The 18473-nt window shown below is 73.4% G+C and carries 19 protein-coding genes; 11 read left to right on the plus strand and 8 right to left on the minus strand.

Annotation, left to right across the window (positions count from 1 at the left end; genetic code table 11):
- Positions 1-15: 15 nt before the first annotated feature.
- Entirely contained in the window at positions 16-1740 is a 1725-nt protein-coding gene (locus KV381_RS14080) for a PQQ-binding-like beta-propeller repeat protein (protein WP_218785320.1), read from the minus strand.
- A gap of 76 nt (positions 1741-1816) precedes the next feature.
- The gene (locus tag KV381_RS14085; RefSeq protein ID WP_030086318.1) at positions 1817-3643 is read right to left on the minus strand and encodes an ABC-F family ATP-binding cassette domain-containing protein; all 1827 of its coding nucleotides are present in this window, start codon (positions 3641-3643) and stop codon (positions 1817-1819) included.
- Positions 3644-3791: 148 nt separating this feature from the next.
- On the opposite strand from KV381_RS14085, the gene KV381_RS14090 reads away from it, so the two are divergent.
- From KV381_RS14090 to KV381_RS14110, 5 genes are all read left to right on the plus strand, one after another.
- Positions 3792-4166 (plus strand): hypothetical protein, encoded by a 375-nt coding sequence (locus KV381_RS14090; protein WP_103536636.1) that lies wholly within the window; start codon positions 3792-3794, stop codon positions 4164-4166.
- 94 nt (positions 4167-4260) lie between these two features.
- Complete coding sequence (locus KV381_RS14095; protein ID WP_218785321.1) at positions 4261-5400, plus strand: hypothetical protein; 1140 nt, start codon at positions 4261-4263, stop codon at positions 5398-5400.
- Positions 5397-6479 carry a hypothetical protein gene (locus tag KV381_RS14100; RefSeq protein ID WP_218785322.1) on the plus strand — a complete coding sequence of 361 codons (1083 nt, stop codon included), beginning with the start codon at positions 5397-5399 and terminating at the stop codon, positions 6477-6479. Before KV381_RS14095 ends, KV381_RS14100 begins: the two co-directional genes overlap by 4 nt.
- A gap of 106 nt (positions 6480-6585) precedes the next feature.
- A complete protein-coding gene (locus KV381_RS14105; RefSeq protein WP_006125193.1) occupies positions 6586-6837 on the plus strand; it encodes a type II toxin-antitoxin system Phd/YefM family antitoxin in 252 nt (83 codons plus the stop codon).
- Positions 6834-7094 carry a Txe/YoeB family addiction module toxin gene (locus KV381_RS14110; RefSeq protein ID WP_030633191.1) on the plus strand — a complete coding sequence of 87 codons (261 nt, stop codon included), beginning with the start codon at positions 6834-6836 and terminating at the stop codon, positions 7092-7094. The genes KV381_RS14105 and KV381_RS14110 overlap by 4 nt, the downstream gene beginning before the upstream one ends.
- Before the next feature lie 3 nt (positions 7095-7097).
- Here KV381_RS14110 and KV381_RS14115 read toward each other — a convergent pair whose 3' ends face one another.
- A complete protein-coding gene (locus tag KV381_RS14115; protein ID WP_030633193.1) occupies positions 7098-8435 on the minus strand; it encodes an acyltransferase in 1338 nt (445 codons plus the stop codon).
- 290 nt (positions 8436-8725) lie between these two features.
- Here KV381_RS14115 and KV381_RS14120 point away from each other — a divergent pair, with 290 nt between their 5' ends.
- Complete coding sequence (locus KV381_RS14120) at positions 8726-9457, plus strand: hypothetical protein (RefSeq protein WP_193463092.1); 732 nt, start codon at positions 8726-8728, stop codon at positions 9455-9457.
- 1 nt (position 9458) lies between these two features.
- On the opposite strand, the gene KV381_RS14125 is transcribed toward KV381_RS14120, so the two are convergent.
- The 5 genes from KV381_RS14125 to KV381_RS14145 all read right to left on the minus strand — a co-directional run bounded on the left by KV381_RS14125 (position 9459) and on the right by KV381_RS14145 (position 14054).
- A complete protein-coding gene (locus KV381_RS14125; protein WP_193463214.1) occupies positions 9459-10361 on the minus strand; it encodes a 4-(cytidine 5'-diphospho)-2-C-methyl-D-erythritol kinase in 903 nt (300 codons plus the stop codon).
- A 5-nt stretch (positions 10362-10366) separates the two neighbouring features.
- Positions 10367-11242 carry a 16S rRNA (adenine(1518)-N(6)/adenine(1519)-N(6))-dimethyltransferase RsmA gene (rsmA, locus tag KV381_RS14130; RefSeq protein ID WP_086779802.1) on the minus strand — a complete coding sequence of 292 codons (876 nt, stop codon included), beginning with the start codon at positions 11240-11242 and terminating at the stop codon, positions 10367-10369.
- Positions 11239-12582 carry a resuscitation-promoting factor gene (locus KV381_RS14135; protein WP_306438216.1) on the minus strand — a complete coding sequence of 448 codons (1344 nt, stop codon included), beginning with the start codon at positions 12580-12582 and terminating at the stop codon, positions 11239-11241. Before KV381_RS14135 ends, rsmA begins: the two co-directional genes overlap by 4 nt.
- Before the next feature lie 170 nt (positions 12583-12752).
- Entirely contained in the window at positions 12753-13619 is an 867-nt protein-coding gene (locus tag KV381_RS14140; protein WP_086779801.1) for a TatD family hydrolase, read from the minus strand.
- Positions 13620-13682: 63 nt separating this feature from the next.
- Positions 13683-14054: a hypothetical protein gene (locus KV381_RS14145; RefSeq protein WP_030086337.1), complete on the minus strand. Its 372-nt coding sequence runs from the start codon at positions 14052-14054 to the stop codon at positions 13683-13685.
- A 452-nt stretch (positions 14055-14506) separates the two neighbouring features.
- Between KV381_RS14145 and KV381_RS14150 the strand changes: the two genes are divergently transcribed.
- The 5 genes from KV381_RS14150 to KV381_RS14170 are packed head-to-tail and all read left to right on the plus strand — an operon-like array spanning position 14507 to position 18464.
- Positions 14507-14683 (plus strand): hypothetical protein, encoded by a 177-nt coding sequence (locus tag KV381_RS14150; protein WP_007455151.1) that lies wholly within the window; start codon positions 14507-14509, stop codon positions 14681-14683.
- 10 nt (positions 14684-14693) lie between these two features.
- On the plus strand, positions 14694-15425 hold the full coding sequence (locus tag KV381_RS14155) for a hypothetical protein (protein ID WP_098023827.1): 732 nt from the start codon (positions 14694-14696) through the stop codon (positions 15423-15425).
- Positions 15422-16453, plus strand: coding sequence for a hypothetical protein (locus tag KV381_RS14160; RefSeq protein WP_218785323.1), 1032 nt, complete (start codon positions 15422-15424; stop codon positions 16451-16453). Before KV381_RS14155 ends, KV381_RS14160 begins: the two co-directional genes overlap by 4 nt.
- A complete protein-coding gene (locus KV381_RS14165) occupies positions 16450-17379 on the plus strand; it encodes a hypothetical protein (protein ID WP_030633199.1) in 930 nt (309 codons plus the stop codon). Before KV381_RS14160 ends, KV381_RS14165 begins: the two co-directional genes overlap by 4 nt.
- Entirely contained in the window at positions 17376-18464 is a 1089-nt protein-coding gene (locus KV381_RS14170; protein ID WP_218785324.1) for a serine hydrolase, read from the plus strand. The genes KV381_RS14165 and KV381_RS14170 overlap by 4 nt, the downstream gene beginning before the upstream one ends.
- The last annotated feature ends 9 nt before the right edge of the window (positions 18465-18473 follow it).

The following is an 18473-nucleotide window of genomic DNA, read 5'->3' on the forward strand; positions in this document are numbered from 1 at the left end:
GGCCGGAGGTGATGGTCAGTCACCGAAGGTGATGATCGTCCGCACGTCCATCTCCTCCTCGTCGGAGTCACCGCCGACGCGGCCGATGGCGATCAGCGAGCGCCCGTCGGCATAGCGGATCGTGGGATCGAAGACGTGCTCGGTCGTCGCGGCCGACGTCGGATGGCGAAGGACCGTCTGCAGGGCGCCGCCCTGCGGTCCGAGCGCCATGATGCCGCCGCCGGTCGTGGCCTTCGAGTCCGGCGCGGCGAGGTACAGCAGCGCCTTGCCGTTCTCGACCCGCATCGGCTTCAGCGTCTGCCCGGGCGGCGCCGGCACCTTCCACTTGATCTTGCCGGTCTTCATGTCGAAGGCGACGACGGAGTTGGTGAACGCGCCGTTCACATGCGTGGGCTTCGTGGCGAGGTAGAACGTGTCGCCGCCGGCGGTCGCACCGAGGCAGTCGTCGAGGTTCTCGTCCCGCTCGCCGCACTCCATCGCGAACTCCTCCTTGCCGGGATCGGGCTGGGCGAGGAGGGTGCCGTCGTTGCTCAGGAGCGCGATGGCCCAGTTCGGCTCCGGCTCGTCCTGCCGCAGCGAGACGACCGGCGGGTCGACGGAGTAGAACTTGTCGATCCGCCAGCCCTTCTTGACCTTGTACGTCCACACGGTCTTCCCGGTGGCCGGGTCGATGCGCCGCACTTCCTCGTCGTACGTGTCACTCGGCGCCTTGAGGCAGTCGACCGCGGCGAGCGGGACGTCGCCGCTGGCGAATCCGTACGGCTGGCAGGTGCCCGGCAGCCGGTCCCACAGGTGCTTGCCGTCGCTGATCCGGTAGGCGTCGGTGCGGGTCGTCCGGCCGGCCGTCACGACGTCGCCGTTGATGGCCATGACGACGTGCGACAGCCCGTCCGACATCGAGGAACGGTCGAGCGTGGCGGTCCAGCCCGCCTTGCCGGTGACCAGGTCGATCATCTGGAGCTTCTCGCAGTCCGCGCCTTCCTCGGTGCTTTCCCTGAGGGCGATGACGATCTTGCCGTCCGGGCTCGGCTGCGACGGCGCGGCGCAGACGTCGGCCGGCAGGCGCAGGCTCCACTTCTGCGAGCCGTCGTCGAGGGAGTGGCCGGACGCCGTGCGGTACATGGCCTTGGCCACGATGTCGCCCGTGGTCCACGGGCCGCGCACGGGGACGCCGCCCGACGGCACGTCCACGTCGTTCTTCAGGATCCAGCGGACCTTGGCCTCGCCCTCCTTGAGCTCCTTGTTGAACTCCGCTGCGCCCGGGGCGGGCGTCGGCTTCGGGCTCGGATCGGTGCCGGGCTTCGTCGGGGCGGTGCTCTCCTTCGCGACGGGCTTCTGGTCGTCGGCGTCGTCATCGCCGCCCACCGCGAACCAGACGCCCGTCCCGATGACGAGGACCCCGGCGAGCACGGGGGCGACGAGACCGGCGACCCGGCCCCGCGAACGCCCGCCGCCGCCTCCGGGCCCGCCGGAGGGCTGCTGCTGGGGCTGTCCGTAGGGCACGGTGGGCGGCTGGGGCTGCGCCTGCGGATAGCCGTACGGCCCGGCGGGCTGCTGCGGCTGCTGCTGCGGCTGCGGCTGCGGGTAGCCGTACGGCCCGGTCGGCGGCTGACCGTACGGGCCGGGCTGCTGCGGCTGGGACGGCACGGGGGCTCCGTACGCGCCGGGCTGCGGTTCGTACGGAGCGCCGAAGCCCTCCGGCTCTCCCGGCCTGCCCTGCTGCGGCGGCGGCTGCGACATCGGTGTTGGTCCCCCTCGAACGTACGGTCCCTGCCGCCCCGTTCTACCACCCGCCCCACCGGCCCCACGGGTCCGGTCAGGCGTCCTCGGCCAGTTCCAGCCAGCGCATCTCCAACTCGTCCCGCTCGGTGACCAGTTCACGCAGTTCGGCGTCGAGCTTGGCGACCTTCTCGAAGTCCGTCGCGTGCTCGGCGATCTGCTTGTGCAGCGTGGTCTCGCGGGTGGAGAGCTTGTCGAGCTGCCGCTCGACCTTCTGCAGCTCCTTCTTCGCGGCGCGCGCCTCCTGCGCGGAGACGGCCGGGGCGGCGGCGGGGGCGGCGGCTCCGGACGGACGGGGGGCTGCGGCGGCGGAGGGGGTGGACTCCTCCTCCATCCGCTGCCGGCGCTCCAGGTATTCGTCGATGCCGCGCGGCAGCATGCGCAGGGCGCGGTCGCCGAGGAGCGCCATGACCTTGTCCGTGGTCCGCTCGATGAAGAACCGGTCGTGGGAGATCACGATCATCGACCCGGGCCAGCCGTCGAGGAGGTCCTCCAGCTGGGTCAGGGTCTCGATGTCGAGGTCGTTGGTGGGCTCGTCGAGGAAGAGGACGTTGGGCTCGTCCATCAGCAGCCGCAGGATCTGGAGCCGGCGGCGCTCACCGCCGGAGAGGTCGCCGACGGGCGTCCACTGCTTCTCCTTGGTGAAGCCGAACTGCTCGCAGAGCTGGCCCGCCGTCATCTCGCGGCCCTTGCCGAGGTCGACCCGGTCGCGCACCTGCTGGACCGCCTCCAGCACCCGGAGGTTCGGGTTCAGCTCGGAGACCTCCTGGGAGAGGTAGGCGAGCTTGACGGTCTTGCCGACGACGACCTTCCCGGCCGCGGGCTGCTCGTCGCCCTGCGTACGGGCGGCCTCGGCGAGGGCGCGCAGCAGCGAGGTCTTGCCCGCGCCGTTGACGCCGACCAGGCCGACGCGGTCGCCGGGGCCGAGCTGCCAGGTGAGGTGGGTGAGCAGGGTCTTGGGCCCGGCCTGGACGGTCACGTCCTCCAGGTCGAACACGGTCTTGCCGAGGCGGGCGTTGGCGAACTTCATCAGCTCGCTGGTGTCGCGCGGCGGCGGCACGTCGGCGATGAGCTCGTTGGCGGCCTCGATGCGGTAGCGCGGCTTGGAGGTACGGGCCGGGGCGCCGCGGCGCAGCCAGGCCAGCTCCTTGCGCATCAGGTTCTGCCGCTTGGACTCCTCGGTGGCGGCGATGCGTTCCCGCTCGGCGCGGGCGAACACGTAGTCGCTGTAGCCGCCCTCGTACTCGTGGACGGTGCCGCGCTGGACGTCCCACATGCGGGTGCAGACCTGGTCGAGGAACCACCGGTCGTGGGTGACGCAGACGAGGGCGGAGCGGCGGGCCCGCAGATGGCCGGCCAGCCAGGAGATGCCCTCGACGTCGAGGTGGTTGGTGGGCTCGTCGAGGACGATCAGGTCCTGCTCGTCGATGAGGAGCTTGGCCAGCGCGATACGGCGGCGCTCACCGCCGGAGAGCGGGGCGATGACGGTGTCGAGCCCGTGCTCGAAGCCGGGCAGGGCCAGGCCGCCGAAGAGCCCGGTGAGCACGTCGCGGATCTTGGCGCTGCCCGCCCACTCGTGGTCGGCGAGGTCGCCGATGACCTCCTGGCGGATGGTCTTCGCCGGGTCCAGCGAGTCGTGCTGGGTGAGGACGCCGAGCCGCAGCCCGCCGTTGTGGGTGACGCGCCCGGTGTCCGCCTCCTCCAGCTTGGCGAGCATCCGGATGAGGGTGGTCTTGCCGTCGCCGTTGCGGCCCACGACACCGATCCGGTCGCCCTCGGACACCCCGAGGGACACACCGTCGAGCAGGGCACGGGTGCCGTACACCTTGCTGACCTGCTCGACATTGACCAGATTGACGGCCATTTCACTCCTGCCGGGTGGGTTGATTCGACCGTTCCAGGGTACGGCGCGGCGGCCGGGCGCCGGTCCCGCGGCCTCTCCGTCCGGGCGGGAGGGGTCGCATACCCTCGTCCATGACGTGTGGCGGCAGAGGTGAATCGGGGGCGGACGGGTGGTAGTCGTCGCGACGGTACTGCGGTGGATCCTTCTCACGACGGCCCTGGGCATCCTGACCGCGTTCCTGGTCACCGCCGTCCGGGCCCGCCGCGCGGGCACCGGCTTCGGCGAGCTGGCCGACGTGCTGGAGGACCGGTGGTTCGCCATGAACCGGGTGTTCCTCGCCGTGCTGGCGGGTCTCGCCGGGTCCTGGGCCGTGGAGTGGGCGGGCGGCACCCGCGCGCCGATCACCGAGTCCGTGCCCGTCCTCGCCCCGCTGGGCATCGTCGCCGCGTTCGTCGTCTGCCGGGCCGCCGGGCCGTTCCGGGTGAAGCCGCTCGTGCTGATCGCCGCTCCGCTGCTGCTGGGCGGAGTGATGACGGGCTGGTGAGCGCCCGGGGGCCTCACGGGTCAGCCCCTCTCCGTGACGGCTCCGGGACGTGCGGTAGCGTGCGCCGACTGATCATGGGGCCTGGGGGGTCGGAGTGGCGGCATCGGCGTGGGAACGGTTCATCGGTCACCGGGTGCTGCCGAAAGCGGCCGTGGTGGTGCTCGCCGCGGCGCTGGTGGCCGGGTTCCTGCTCGTACGGTCCGAGCGGCGCGACGACCGTAACGCCGAGGTCCTGGAAACGGCCTGCGGGGGTGCCCTGCCGCGCGCGACGACGCGGGATCTGCTGCCCGGGGACGAGACCTGGGAGCTGTACGGCGACCTGGACCTGACCGGGCCGTCCGGGCACGGTCCGCGCACCCTGCTGCGGTGCTCGGTGGGGTGGGACGCGTTCTGGGGAAGCACGTCCGGGAGTCTGAAGCTCGCGGCGGTACCGGTGCTGGACGTTCCGCTGTCCGGCGTACGGCTCGGGGACATCCTCTCCGCACGGACCGCGAAGGAGCCCGACCGGGCCACCGCGTACCGGACCGCCACCACCCAGGTCACCGCCGACTGCCCGGCCGGACTGCCCGGTTACCCGCGCCCGGTGACCCGCTTCCGGGTCCACGCCACGTCCTGGTCCGACGATCCGGAGCACGTGCGCACGGCGGAGGAGCTGAGCGACGCGGTGGCGGCCGTCGCCAACCACGTACGGGACCGGGGCGGCTGCGGGGGTCCGGCGGTGGAGCCCTCGGACGTACGGCCGCTGCCGAGGCCCGCGGAGAACGGGTCCGAGGAGTCCGACGAGGCCCCGCCCGCCTGCCGTTGGTTCCGGCCGGAGCTGCTCGACGCGAAGGAACCAGGCCCCGACGAGCGGGACGGCCGAGGCGTCACGGGCGAGGACGCGGACGCCTGCTCCCAGAGGGTGCCGCGGGCGAAGCCGGCGAACCGGCTGGACCACTTCGCCCAGGTGGATTCGGTGAGCTGGCGGGGCCCGCTGCTGCCCGAGGCGCGCACGGCGTACGGGGCCGAGCTGGCCGCCCTGTCCCGGGCCCCGGAACCGGTGGGCGGCGAGCAGTCGTACACGCTGGCCGTCTGGGCCGAGTCCTCGTGCTCGGGGGCCCGGACGCTGAGCCGGGTGACCGTGACGACGGCCGCGGCTTCTCTCGCCGCCTCCCGGGCCGACCGGGTCCTCGACGCGTATCTGACCTCGTCCGGCTGCCGTGCGGTGAAGGTTCTCGGAAAGGTGTGGAAGTGAGCGACGTCCGTTTCCGGCGCAGGCGACGGGTGCGCCGCACGGCGGCCTGGGCCGTGACCGCGGCGGTGCTGGCGGGAGGGCTCTTCTGGGTCTCCGGCGGCTACGGCTCCTGGCGCGACGACCGGGCCCTGGATTCGGCCTGCGACGGCGATCTGGCGGCCGGTGCGGTGCGGGAGCTGTTCGACGGCATCTCCCTGACCTCGTCGGGCCGTTGGAGCGACCGGCGGCGCTGCACGGTCAGCGCGTCCGACGACGATTCGGACATCGGCCTGGCGCTGTGGGTCGGGCAGACGGAACGCATGATGAATCTGGAGAACTCCGGCGGCTTCGACGCGCCTCTGGGGCACGGCTGGACCGGCTCCTTCCGGTACAACCCGGACAGCGAAAGCCCGGACGAGGCGGCGGCCGTCCTGCTGCTGAGCTGCGGCAAGGAGTCCGGTCACGGGCGGGTGATGACGGTGGACGCCAACCTCGGACGGGGCGCATTCGACGATCCGGTGGCCCGGGAACGGCTCGTGGCCGTCCTCACGGAGACGGCGACGGCGTACACGCGGCGCACCGGGTGCGCGGCACCGGCCGGCGAGCGGGTGAAGGACGTCGGCGTCTCGACGAACCGCAGGGACTACAAACCCGTCGCGTCGGCCACGGGAAGCTGCGCGGGCGTGCTGGACGAGAAGACCGCCGCCCGGTGGGGCGTAAGCACGGTGCAGGAGATCACGGCGGACCCGGCGCCTCTGGAGGAGTGCGTCCTGGGCGGTCTGCGCGGTGCGTTCCTGTACGGCTTCACCGCGTCCTACGGGCCGTCCGCCCGGTACGCCCGCATGCGGCTGGACCAATGGCAGGACAGCGCCGCCGCCGCCCGCAGGGGACCGGACGCGCTGAGCGGCTCCTACGCGCTGGGCGCCCGGTGCCCCGGAGCGGGCGGGTCGGCCCTGTTCGAGGTGGACACCCTCGGCGACGAGGACAACCCGAAGCTCGCGGCGCCGGTCGTGGACCACCGGGGGCTGCGGGCGGCGCTCCAGCGCTTCGCCGAGCGCTCGGCGAAGAAGCACGGCTGCGAGGCGCCGGGGGCGGTGTAGGGGCGGGGAGGGCTGCGGCCGACCGGGTTCCTTGCCGCACTCTCCCAGGCGGCTGTACGCTTTCCCGTACGTACGGGATGATGTACATCGAGCACGGGAGGCGATCATGCGCACGATGACCTACACGGAGTCCCGCGCGAAGTACGCCGAGACCCTGAGCGCGGTCGTGGACGACCGTGAAGAGGTCGTGGTCACGCGTGCCGGGCACGAGCCCGTGGTGATAGTGGCTCTCGACGAGTACGAGTCCCTCAAGGAGACCGCGTACCAGCTCCGGAGCCCGGAGAACGCCCGTCGGCTGCTGGCTTCGATCGACCGCCTGGAGAGCGGCGGCGGCACGGTGCAGGAGCTTGCGGAGTGAAGTTCGTGTGGGACCAGTCGTCGTGGGACGACTACGTCTGGTGGCAGAACCAGGATCGCAAGATCCTCAAGAGGATCAACACACTGCTCCAGGACATCGCCCGGAACGGCAACGAAGGAATGGGCAAGCCGGAACCCCTGAAGCACGGCTTCCACGGGTACTGGTCCCGCCGCATCACCGATGAGCACCGGCTCATCTCCAAGGTGGTCGGCGACGAGGTCCGCATCGCCGCCTGCCGCTACCACTACGGCAACTGACCCCTACCTCACCCCCGCCCCCCGCCCCGCCCGCTCCACCAGCAGCCAGCCGCCCAGGGTCATCGCCACGGCGGCCGGGGCGCTGACCGGGATCGCGATCAGCAGGGCCGTGCGGCCGTCCAGCAGGCCGTTGAAGCCGACCATGGACAGGCCCAGCACGCCGAGCAGGCAGAGCGTCGCGCCGAGTGCCGCGAGGGGGCCGTGGCCCTGGGCGGGCAGGGCGGGGGCCGGGCGTTCGAAGATGCGGAAGGCCGCCACGAGTCCGGCGGTGAGGGCCGCCGCGAGGGCGATCCGCAGCGGGACCTGGGCCCACCAGGCGGCCGACGCGGGCTCGGGCAGCGGGACGTCGAGGGTGAGCATGGCCCCGTACACGCCGAACATCGCCGTGAGGTGCCAGAGGAACGCGGTCATCGCCACCCCGTTGGCCGCCACCACCGTGCGCCAGACGCGCGGGCGCTCCAGCAGGCGGGCGGCCGGGGCGCGGAGGAGTTCGACCGCGCCGACGAGCCAGAGGCCGTGGGCCAGCAGGGCGAGGGTGGGCGGGGCCATGTTGCTGACCTTCTCGCCGGGCATCCCGACCATGGACAGCGGGTACGGCCCGAACGCCACCAGCGCGCAGGCGGTGACCAGGCCGCCGCCGGCGAGCAGGGCGGGGCGGCGCAGGCGGAGGTGGCCGTCGGCGCGCAGGAAGCCGAGCTGGTGGACCGCCAGCCAGACGAACGCGAAGTTCAGGAACTCGACGTACGGCACTCCGGCCGCGAACCGGAGGACGTCCACGGCGGCGGCCGCGCCCGCCAGGGCGGCGAACGCCCCCCAGCCGTACCGCTCGTGCAGCTTCAGCAGCGGCGGGGTGAACGCGACCATCGCCAGATAGATCCCGATGAACCACAGCGGCTGGGTCACCATGCGCAGCGTGACGCCGGTCAGCCCGCCGCCCCCGCCGAGGAGTTGGACCAGCAGCGCGGCCGCGCCCCACACCAGGACGAAGACCATGGTCGGGCGCAGCAGCCGCTGGAGCCGGGCGCGCAGGAACGCGGAGTAGACGGAGACCGGGGAGGCGTCCGCCGTGGCCCCCGGGCGCTTGCGGAGCAGGGAGCGGTAGGACAGCGCGTGGGAGAAGCCGCCGACGAAGAAGAACACCGGCATGACCTGGAGCAGCCAGGTCAGCGGCTGGAGCGCGGGGACGACGGCGAGCAGATTGCCGACCCCGTCCGGGGTGACGGCGGCCATCAGCCAGTGGCCGAGCACGACCGCGGCGAGCGAGGCGACCCGCAGGAGGTCGACGTAACGGTCCCGGGTGGCGGGCGTCGCCCCGGCCAGTTCACGAACACTTGATCCCATGGACTCAACGTCGCGCGAGCCGGGTGGGGCGCGGCAGGGTGCGCGTACTCAATTCGGCATCTGAGTAGCCGAGTCGGCGAACCGATCAGCTCAAAAAGCGTCAGGAAGCAGAATAAAGAGCCAGGAAGAGCCAAAATGATGTCGAAGCGGCCTACCGCGTCGTAGATCTGGACAGGGCGGTCGTTGACGAGTAAAACAAGCACAAAATCCGCTCTTGGGCGGGCACGCCGGCGGCCCTTCGGCGATCTGCCGGGACGCCCGCCGTTCCCGAGAACCGGAGTACCGACACCGTGCGGTTTTCTCGCCACTTCGCCCCTGTCGTCCTGCTCGGCGTGCTCGCCCTGACAGGGTGCGAGGACAGCTCCCCGACCGACGACAGCGCCCCGGCGGCCCCGTCCGCCGCCACGCCGACCGCTTCGGCCACCCCCACGGCCACGCCCTCCCCCACGCCCACCGCGACCGTCGCACCCGATCAGGTCGTGCCCGCGCTGCACAGCCGGACCTACGCGGAGGCGCGGGCGGAGTTCGACCGCCAGGACATATCCACCGCGCGTCTGAAGGCCGCCGCCCAGCACAAGGACGTCACCCTCCCGCAGAAGTACGACGGCTGGTACATCTGCGACACCAGCCCCGGGCGCGGCACCCGGCTCACCGCCGACGCCACGGTCACCGTCCGGCTCGCGCAGGACTTCAGCGACTGCACGACCAGCTTCCACGGCTATCTGCACCAGAAGAACGACCCGGCCTACGTCCCGCCCAGGACCGCCGCCCCGAAGCCGGAGCCCGCCGCCACCCGGGCGCCCGCACCGGCCCCCACGAAGGCCGCGCCGAAGCCCGCGGGCGGCTCGATGATCACCTGCTCCGACGGCAAGCCGGGGTTCGCGTGCACCTCCAACGGCCACCCCGTCGTCGACGGCCAGTTCTGTGCGAAGGCCGACCGCGGCCGCACCCTGATGGCCACCAACCGGACGATGGTCACCTGTTCCTACGACCCCAGCATCACGCCGTACCGCTGGCAGTGAGTCACCCGGCCACCGTGGCCCCCGGCGCCGGCGACACCGCCACGCGCGCCTCGCGGCACGTTCCGGAGGCCATCAGCGCGTCGGCCACCTTGCGGGCCGCCGCCTCGTCCTCCACCAGGAACGCCGTCGTCGGCCCGGACCCGGAGACCAGCGCGGCCAGGGCGCCCGCCTCCGTGCCCGCGGCCAGGGTGTCGGCGAGGGAGGGGCGCAGGGAGAGCGCGGCGGGCTGGAGGTCGTTGCTCAGGGCGCCCGCGAGTGCGCCGGAGTCGCCGGAGCGCAGGGCGGCCAGCAGGGCGGGCGACGCGGTGGGTTCGGGGACGTCCGTCTCCGCCGTGAGGCGGTCGAACTCGCCGTAGACGGCGGGCGTGGAGAGGCCGCCGTCCGCCACGGCGAAGACCCAGTGGAAGGTCCCGCCGACCTCGATCGGGGTCAGGTTCTCGCCGCGCCCGGTGCCGAGCGCCGCCCCGCCGACCAGGCTGAACGGCACATCGCTGCCCAGCTCGGCGCAGATCGCGAGGAGTTCGTCGCGGCTCGCGCCCGTACCCCACAGGGCGTCGCAGGCGACCAGGGCGGCCGCCCCGTCGGCGCTGCCGCCGGCCATGCCGCCCGCGACCGGGATGTCCTTGGCGATGTGGAGGTGGACGGCGGGGTCGATGCCGTACCGCCCGGCCAGCGCGAGGGCGGCGCGGGCGGCGAGGTTGGAGGCGTCCAGCGGGACCTGGGCGGCGTCCGGGCCCGAGCAGGTGATGCGCAGCTCGTCGGCGGGGGTGGCGGTGACCTCGTCGTACAGGCCGACGGCGAGGAAGACGTTGGCCAGGTCGTGGAAGCCGTCGGGGCGGGCGGCGCCCACGGCGAGCTGGACGTTGACCTTGGCGGGGACGCGGACGGTGACGCCCGTACGGATCTTGCTCACAGGGACGACACCTCCGGCTTGTGCTCCGCGATGGCCGCGAACTCCTCCACCGTCAGCGCCTCGCCGCGCGCCTGCGGCGAGATCCCGGCGGCGACGAGCGCGGCCTCGGCGGCGGGTGCGGAGCCGGCCCAGCCGGACAGCGCGGCGCGCAGCGTCTTGCGGCGCTGGGCGAAGGCCGCGTCCACGACCGCGAAGACCTCGGCGCGGCTCGCGGTGGTGGCGATGGGCTCGGTGCGCCGGACGAGCGAGACGAGGCCGGAGTCGACGTTCGGGGCGGGCCAGAAGACGGTGCGGCCGATGGACCCGGCGCGCTTGACGTCCGCGTACCAGTTGGCCTTCACCGACGGCACGCCGTAGACCTTGTTGCCCGGGCGGGCGGCGAGCCGGTCGGCGACCTCGGCCTGGACCATGACGAGGGTCCGCTCGATGCTGGGGAAGCGCTCCAGCATGGTGAGCAGGACGGGCACGGCCACGTTGTACGGGAGGTTCGCGACGAGCGCGGTCGGAGCCGGGCCGGGCAGCTCGGTGACCAGCATCGCGTCGGAGTGCACCAGTGCGAAGCGGTCGGCGCGCTCCGGCATCCGGGCGTTCACCGTGGCCGGCAGGGCGGCGGCGAGCACGTCGTCGATCTCCACCGCGATCACCCGGTCCGCCGCCTCCAGCAGCGCCAGGGTCAGCGAGCCGAGCCCGGGGCCGACCTCGACGACGGTGTCGTCCGGGCGGACCTCGGCCGTGCGCACGATCCGGCGGACGGTGTTGGCGTCGATGACGAAGTTCTGACCGCGCTGCTTCGTGGGGCGTACGCCCAGCTTCGCGGCCAGGTCGCGGATGTCTGCGGGCCCCAGGAGGGCGTCGGGCTCTGTGCTGCTCACCCGGTAAGCCTACGGCCGCAGTGGGGCCACGGACTCGCCCCCCGCTGCACGTACAGCTTCTTCGCCCGGTACGTCTGCTCGGCGGCGGGTGCGTCCTGGGGCCGGCCGCTGCCGCCGAGCGACTGCCAGGTCCCGGTGTCGAACTGGTACAGCCCGCCGTACGTGCCGCTCGGGTCGACCGCGCCGGGCCGCCCGCCGGACTCGCAGGCGGCGAGCGCGGACCAGTTCAGCCCGTCCGCCCCGGCGACGGAGTCGGGCCGCTGCCGGATGCCGGTGCGCACGACGCGGCTGACCGGCCGGTGGACCAGTTCCTCGGCGGCCCTGCGCGGCTTCTGCCGGACGCCGTTGACGGTCCGTACCGCGTACGTGACCCGGCGCACGCCGTTGCGGCCCGCCCGCTCGACGACCTCGGTGCCCCGGAACAGGGCGGGATCCTCGCTGCGCTCGACGGCGTACGGGACGGTCTCCTCGCGCACCTCGTGGGTGTCGGTGATCCGCATGACGGAGATCGTCTGGCCGTCGCGCGGGAAGCGCCCGGGGTCGACGGAGGTGGTGTCGTGGCCGTGCAGGGTGATGCCCGCCTGGGCGAGGGCATCGCGGACGGTGGCGGCGTTGGTGCGCAGGGTGCGTTCCTGGCCGTCGGCCATGAAGGTCACGGTGCGTTCGGTGCGGACGGTGAGGGTCAGGCCGGTGCGGGCGATCCGTGCGGAGCGGGCGGCGGACAGGTGCGCCCCCTCGGCGCGGATGCCGAATTCGCGCAGCGCCCCGGCCACGGTGTCGGCGGTCGTCCAGACCTGGCGGCGGACGCCGTCGAGGGTGAGGGTGACGGGCCGCCCGTGGCGGACGACGACCTCGTCGCCGTGGTCGAGGGCGGCGCCTGCGCCCGGCGCGACGACGTCGTGCGGGCCGACGGCGACGCCCTCCTCCGCCAGGAGCTCGGTGACGTCGTCGGCGAAGGTGTGCAGGGTGCGGGGCGTGCCGTCGACCTCCAGCCGGACCGCCTTGTCCTGGGCGACGAACGCGGTGGTGCCGCCGGCCAGGAACGCGACGACGAGGGCCTTCGGTACGAGGCGTTTGAGGTTCTCGGGGCCTGCGACGAGCCTGCGGCGGCGCTTGGCGGCCCGTCGGGCGTCGGCACGGGTGGGGCCCTGCCGGGGCACCACGGGCGGCGGCCCGGCGAGCGGAGTGTCGACGACCGTCGGGGCGTGGGCGTGAGCGGCGGGCGGGGCGTGGGCGGGGCCCGCCGTCCCCACCCCGTCGGCCAGGGTCAGCTGCTCGTGGAACGCGCCGAAGCGCCCGTCCCACGCCGTACGCACGCCGCTGTCCTGCGAAATACTCACGCCGCTCCCGAAGATCAGCCCACTGCCGGAGACCCGCTCACCGCCACCCCGTCGTGCGCGGGGACGATAGCGGAGCCCCGGTGACTCTCCAAAGCGACACGGCTACGCACCGTGCTCGACCGGGGTCGGAAACAGGCCCGATCGGGGTCGGAAACAGGGCCCGATCGGGGTCAGAAGTCGAACGCCCGCGCGGTGTTGTCGTAGATCGCGGCGGCCAGCACGTCTTCGTCCAGGCCCTTCACCTCGGCCATGGCGCGGAGCGTGACCGGAATGAGGTAGGGCGCGTTGGGCCGTCCGCGGTAGGGGGCGGGGGTGAGGAACGGGGCGTCCGTCTCGACGAGGATCAGCTCGGCCGGGGCGACGGCCAGCGCGTCCCGCAGCGGCTGGGCGTTCTTGAAGGTCACATTGCCCGCGAAGGACATGAAGTACCCGGCCCGCGCGCAGATCCGGGCCATCTCGGCGTCGCCGGAGTAGCAGTGGAACACGGTCCGCTCGGGTGCGCCCGCGTCCGCCAGCACCCGCAGCACGTCCGCGTGCGCGTCCCGGTCGTGGATGACCAGGGCCTTGCCGTGCCGCTTGGCGATCTCGATGTGGGCCCGGAAGGACTCCTCCTGGGCCGCGATGCCCTCGGGGCCCGTACGGAAGAAGTCCAGGCCCGTCTCGCCGACCCCGCGCACGTGGTCGAGGGCGGCCAGCGCGTCGATCTCCGCCAGCGCCTCGTCCAGGGCCGCCTTGCCGCCGGGCTCCCGCGCCCCCTGCCGCGCGGTGCCGTCCGGATCGCCGTGGACGATGCGCGGGGCCTCATTGGGGTGCAGGGCGACCGAGGCGTGGACGGCGGGGTGGGCGGCGGCGGTGTCGGCGGCCCAGCGGGAGCCGGCCACGTCGCAGCCCACCTGGACGACGGTCGTCACGTTCACCGCGGCGGCCCGGGCGAGGGCCTCCTCGACGGTGGCGTCCTGCATGTCCAGGTGGGTGTGGGAGTCGGCGACCGGCACCCGCAGGGGCTCGGGCAGCGGCGGGGCTTCGGTACGGCTCATGCCGACGACTCTACGAGGGCCCCGCGCCCGTACGACGTCGGCCTCCGGCGCACCGGAGGAGGTTCACCTGCGCTGGAAGGGGTGCAGCAGGTCGGACAGCCGCCAGTGGCGGTCCGGGTCCGCGGCGGTCGACACCGTACGGTCCTTCGCGACGGCCTCCGCGGTGTGCGGCGTCTGCTGCTTCCGCAGCAGTTCCTGGACGCCGGCGACCCGCCCGGCCCGCATGATGCGCACCACGTGTCCACCACAGTTGGTGCAGGTCGGCGTGGAGAGCGGGGACGGCACGCGCTCACCGTCCGCCGTGTAGACGACGAACGCGTGCCCGTCGACGTCGACGTGGTGCTCTATCTCGTAGGACTGCTCCCAGCCGTACCCGCACTTCATGCAGGCGAAGGCATACGCCTCGTGGACAGTGGTAGCTGCGATCTCGCTCATGCCTGTTCCTCCTGGCCGCCGGTCAAGCGCTCCGGGGACGGGCGGCCCGCCCGAGGGGTTCGAACAGGTGGCCCGTCCCTTCCAGTGGACACCTGCACCCGGACGGACGCACCAGCTCAGAGCCATTGTTGATGCGTTCTTGGCCTCCTTTTGCCGCCCTTTGCCGCCGCATGGCGCGGGACAGGCCCACGGCAGGACAGCGCGTGACCGCCGGGCCACCGAGCGCCCCCGAGCGCGCCCGGCGCCGACCGTGAACGCGCCCGCGCACCACCCCCGCCCACACCCTCCTCCTTCCCGGAATTCCCGGGCTTTCACCCCGCCCGCACCCCATGAATTCATCATTCAATTGAATGCGTGATTTACCCGGATGCCCGCCCCCGATTTGCGACGCCCGCATTCCTCCTTTTCACTCATTACGTCCACCCCATTTCCCACAGGACGGGGAACAACCCATGTTCACCACGGACACCACTGCCACCGACATCGAGCTCGACCTCGACGCCGCTCTCAACCCCGGCGAGGTCGAAGGTCTGTACCGCGACTCCCGCGAGTGCGCCTACCTCGCGCTTCTCGCAGGCGGCGGCGCCCTGCTGCTTTCGCCCCCGACCCCCCGCCCGAAGAAGGGCTGAACGTCGGAACATGGACCAGACACATGCGTCGTCCCCGCTAGCGGGTGCCGTGCATGACCTGGCAACAGAGGTGGTCCTCGCTCTTCGGAGCGGGGACCACCTCGCCACGGTGTGCGGCGCGGCGGGAATCGACGAGGAGAATCGGACCGGAATCGCCGCGGCACGGGTCATCGGGGCCGACCTGCTGCTGCCCAGTGTTCTTTACGGACGTCATCCGCATCCGGGTGATATCGCCGTACTCGACCGGGCGGTGCGGGAATTCCCGCCCAAGCCCGATGCCCCGGCGGCCACGGCCTGGAGCCACTGGCACATGATCTCCACGCTCCAGCGGATGGCGCCGCCCCCGTCGGGAGCGGCCGGTCCCGACGCGCCCCGTTCCGGACCCGGAACGACGTACGCGGAGCCCGACGCCTCCTGGCTGGAGCAGGCCCCCTGGCAGGCGTTCACCCACCAGCTCTCGGTGCTCGCGCCGCTCGCCGTCCCGGCCGCCCCCTCGGCCGTGCAGCGGGCCGCGGCGAACCGGGCCGTCGACCTGGCCCGCGGCTTCGTCCGTGCGGTCCGGCGGCGCGACTGGCTCCAGGCGGCGGGCGCGGGCCGCTGGCTGGCGGCGATCGGCGGCGAACCGGCGACGCTGGGCCTGGAGCGCGGCCTCGACTTCGTCGAGCTGATGGGCGGCCACGACCCCCGGGTCACCCTGCACATCCGGGCCGCCCGGCTGATGGCCGAGGCGAGGGCACGGTGACGACGACCGCCACCCAGGACCGCCCGGGGCCGGAGAGCCGCCCGGACCGGGCCCGGACCCCCGGCGCCGCGCTCGCCGTCCTCCCCGACGTCCTGCGCGCCGCCCTCGCCTGGACCGACGCGCACCGGGCGGACTTCGCGCTCCCCGGCGATGTCCTGGAACCCCACACCCAGGTCAACGCCACGCTCAAACCGCTCGGCGAGCTGGCCCAGCTCGGCTCCACGATCCGCCGCACCACCGCCCCCGGCACCCCGGAGCACGAACGGGCCGGCGACCTGGTCGCGTACGCCTGGGAGCAGGTGGCGGCGGGCGACCTCCTCCTGGAGCTGCTGCGCGCCGAGCCGTTCGCCGCGTACCCGTACGAGATCTACGCCGCCTTCGCCGGGTACGGGCTGCGCCACGAGGGGTTCGAGGCGCTGGCCCGCCCGCTGACCGCGACCCGCGCCTGGGCCCACACCGAGCAGCACGCCAACCGGCAGCTGGGCCTGGTCAACTCGGAGCGGCGGGTCGGCGTGGTGACCCACACCGACGCGGGCGCGGTCCTGTCCCGGACCTGGCTCGGCGGTCTGTCGGAGCCGTGGATGTTCGAGGGCCCGTCCGGCTACGCGCTGACCCACACGGTGTTCCACCTCACGGACTGGGGCCGGATGCCGGACCGGGTGCCGGAGAAGATCGACGGCTATCTGCGGACCTGGCTGCCCGCGTGGGCGGACGGCTGTCTGGAGAGCGGCCAGTGGGACCTGACGGGCGAACTGCTGGCGGTGGCGGCCTCGCTGCCGGGCCCGGCCCCGGAACCGCTGCTGGACGCGGTGTGGCCGGTGCTCGCGGACGTACAGCACCCGACCGGCTGCGTCCCCGAGACCGGCCCACCGGCGCAGGACACAGCCGCGCCGGACCCGTACCCCTTCATCGACTGCTACCACTCCACGCTCGTCACGGCCTTCGCCGCGGCCCTGTCCCTGAGGTCGCTGCGGTCGCCGGGGCAGACGGACGGGTCCGCGCCCGGCCGGGAAAGGCACACCGCATGAGCAGCGGCATCCAGCAGATCCACGACGTCGGGGCGAAGGCCCTGGGCTGGCTGTACGAACACCGGGAGGGGTTCCGGCTGGAGGCCGATCCGTCGCCGGAGGCGGGAATGCTGGACCGGTTCAAGCCGCTGGGCGAGCTGGCGCTGATCGGGAAGGTCATCTTCCGCGAGGGCGTGGCCGGATCGCAGCAGTCCTCGCTCGCCCACAAGCTGCTGGACCACGCCTGGCACGAGCTGCTGGACTCCGGGGCCCGGCTGCTGGAGGGCCAGCGGCGCGAACCGCTCTCGCCGGTGCCGCTGGAGGTCTACGTACCGTTCCGGGAGCTGGGCTACCGGCAGCCGGACCTGGAGTCCGCGATCCGCCTCAACCACCGGCTCGCCAGCTGGGCGGCGCTGGAGGTGCTGCCGGTGCGGCGGCTCGGGCTGAGCGCGATCGAGCGGCGGTTCGGGGTGGAGCCGAGCCTTCCGGAGACGGCGGCACTGGCGCACACCTGGCTGGCACGGCGGCCCGAACCGTGGACGGCCGAGGGCCATATCGGCTACGACATCACGCACACGGTGTTCCACCTCACCGACTGGGGCGAGAAGCCGGCCGGGCTGCCGGCCGACATCGCGGAGTACCTGGCCCTCTGGCTGCCGGTCTGGCTGGACGACTGGCTGGACCTGAAGCGCTGGGACCTGCTGGGTGAGCTGCTGGTGGTCGACGCCTGTCTGCCCGAACCGACGCTGGACCCGGCGGCCTGGCAGGGCTTCGCGCAGGCCCAGCAGCCGGACGGGGCGATGCCGGTGGTGGGCGGGATGCCGGAGGGCGACGCGGAGTCGGTGTTCGACCTCGTCTACCACCCGACGCTGGTCGCCGCGTTCGCCTCGGCGCTGGCGATGTCCCGCGCCCTGTCCGACCTCTCCGCCGCCCCGGCCCCGGCATGACCGAGGTGACGGCGGCCCCCGCGACCGCCCCCGGCTCCCCGGCCACCGCCCGCCTGCTGGCCGAGGCGGCGCGGGCCGTCGACGCGCCGGACCTGGTGCTCGCGGTGAGCCGCGACGGCGTGCGCACCGTCCACACCGGAGGCAGCGCCGAGCCGGGCCCGGTCGCGCGCGAGCTGATGGCGTACGAGCTGGGCTCGGCGTCGAAGCCGTACGCGGGGCTGCTGCTGGCCCGGCTGGTGGCGCAGGGCCGGGTGCGGTACGAGGACCGGGCGGCGGATCTGCTGGCCCCGGGCTTCCCGGTGCACCCGGCGGTGCGCCGGATCACCCTGCGCCATCTACTCACCCACACCTCGGGGCTGCCGGGCCTGCCCGCGGACTTCTACCCGCAGGCGGTGCCCCGCTGGTCGACCGACCCGTACGGCGGCTACCCGGCCGACCGGGTGGTCCGGGCCTTCCTGCGGGCCCGACCGCGCCACCGCCCCGGCACCCGCTGGCGCTACTCGAACTTCGCCGTCTCGGTCCTCGGCCACACCCTGGCGGCGGCCACGGGCACGCCGTGGGAGGTCCTGCTGCACCAGCAGGTGCTGGCCCCGCTCGGCCTGGCGGCGACCCGCGTGCGCCCGGGCCCGGAGAGCACGGAGGCGGTGGGCCACCGCCGCGACGGCACGCCCGTGCCCGCGCTGGACACCGGCGGCTTCACGGCGGCGGGCGCGGTCCGGGCGACCCCGCTGGACCTGCTGACGTTCCTGGAGGCGCACGTGGGCCCGGGGACGCATGCGGACGGGCCCGGGCCGGGGGACCCCGCACTGGCGGACCCCGCGCTGGCCGGGCCGCTGGCGGAGGTCCGGCGTCCGGTGCTGCGGCGCGGCTGGCGGCACGCGCACACCCACACGCTCACGTGGTTCCGCCACCCGTCGCCGTACGGCCCGGTCCTCTTCCACGCCGGGGCGACACTCGGCCAGCAGGCGTTCCTGGGCTTCCGCCCGGACACGGGTCTGGCGGTGGCGGCGACGGCGACGCGGCGGGTGCACCGGGGTGACACGTTCGTGGCGACGGCGTACGGACTGCTGACGGAAACACCGTAGGAGCGGGCG

Source organism: Streptomyces sp. WY228 (genome assembly GCF_019287315.1).
Taxonomy (GTDB): domain Bacteria; phylum Actinomycetota; class Actinomycetes; order Streptomycetales; family Streptomycetaceae; genus Streptomyces; species Streptomyces caviscabies.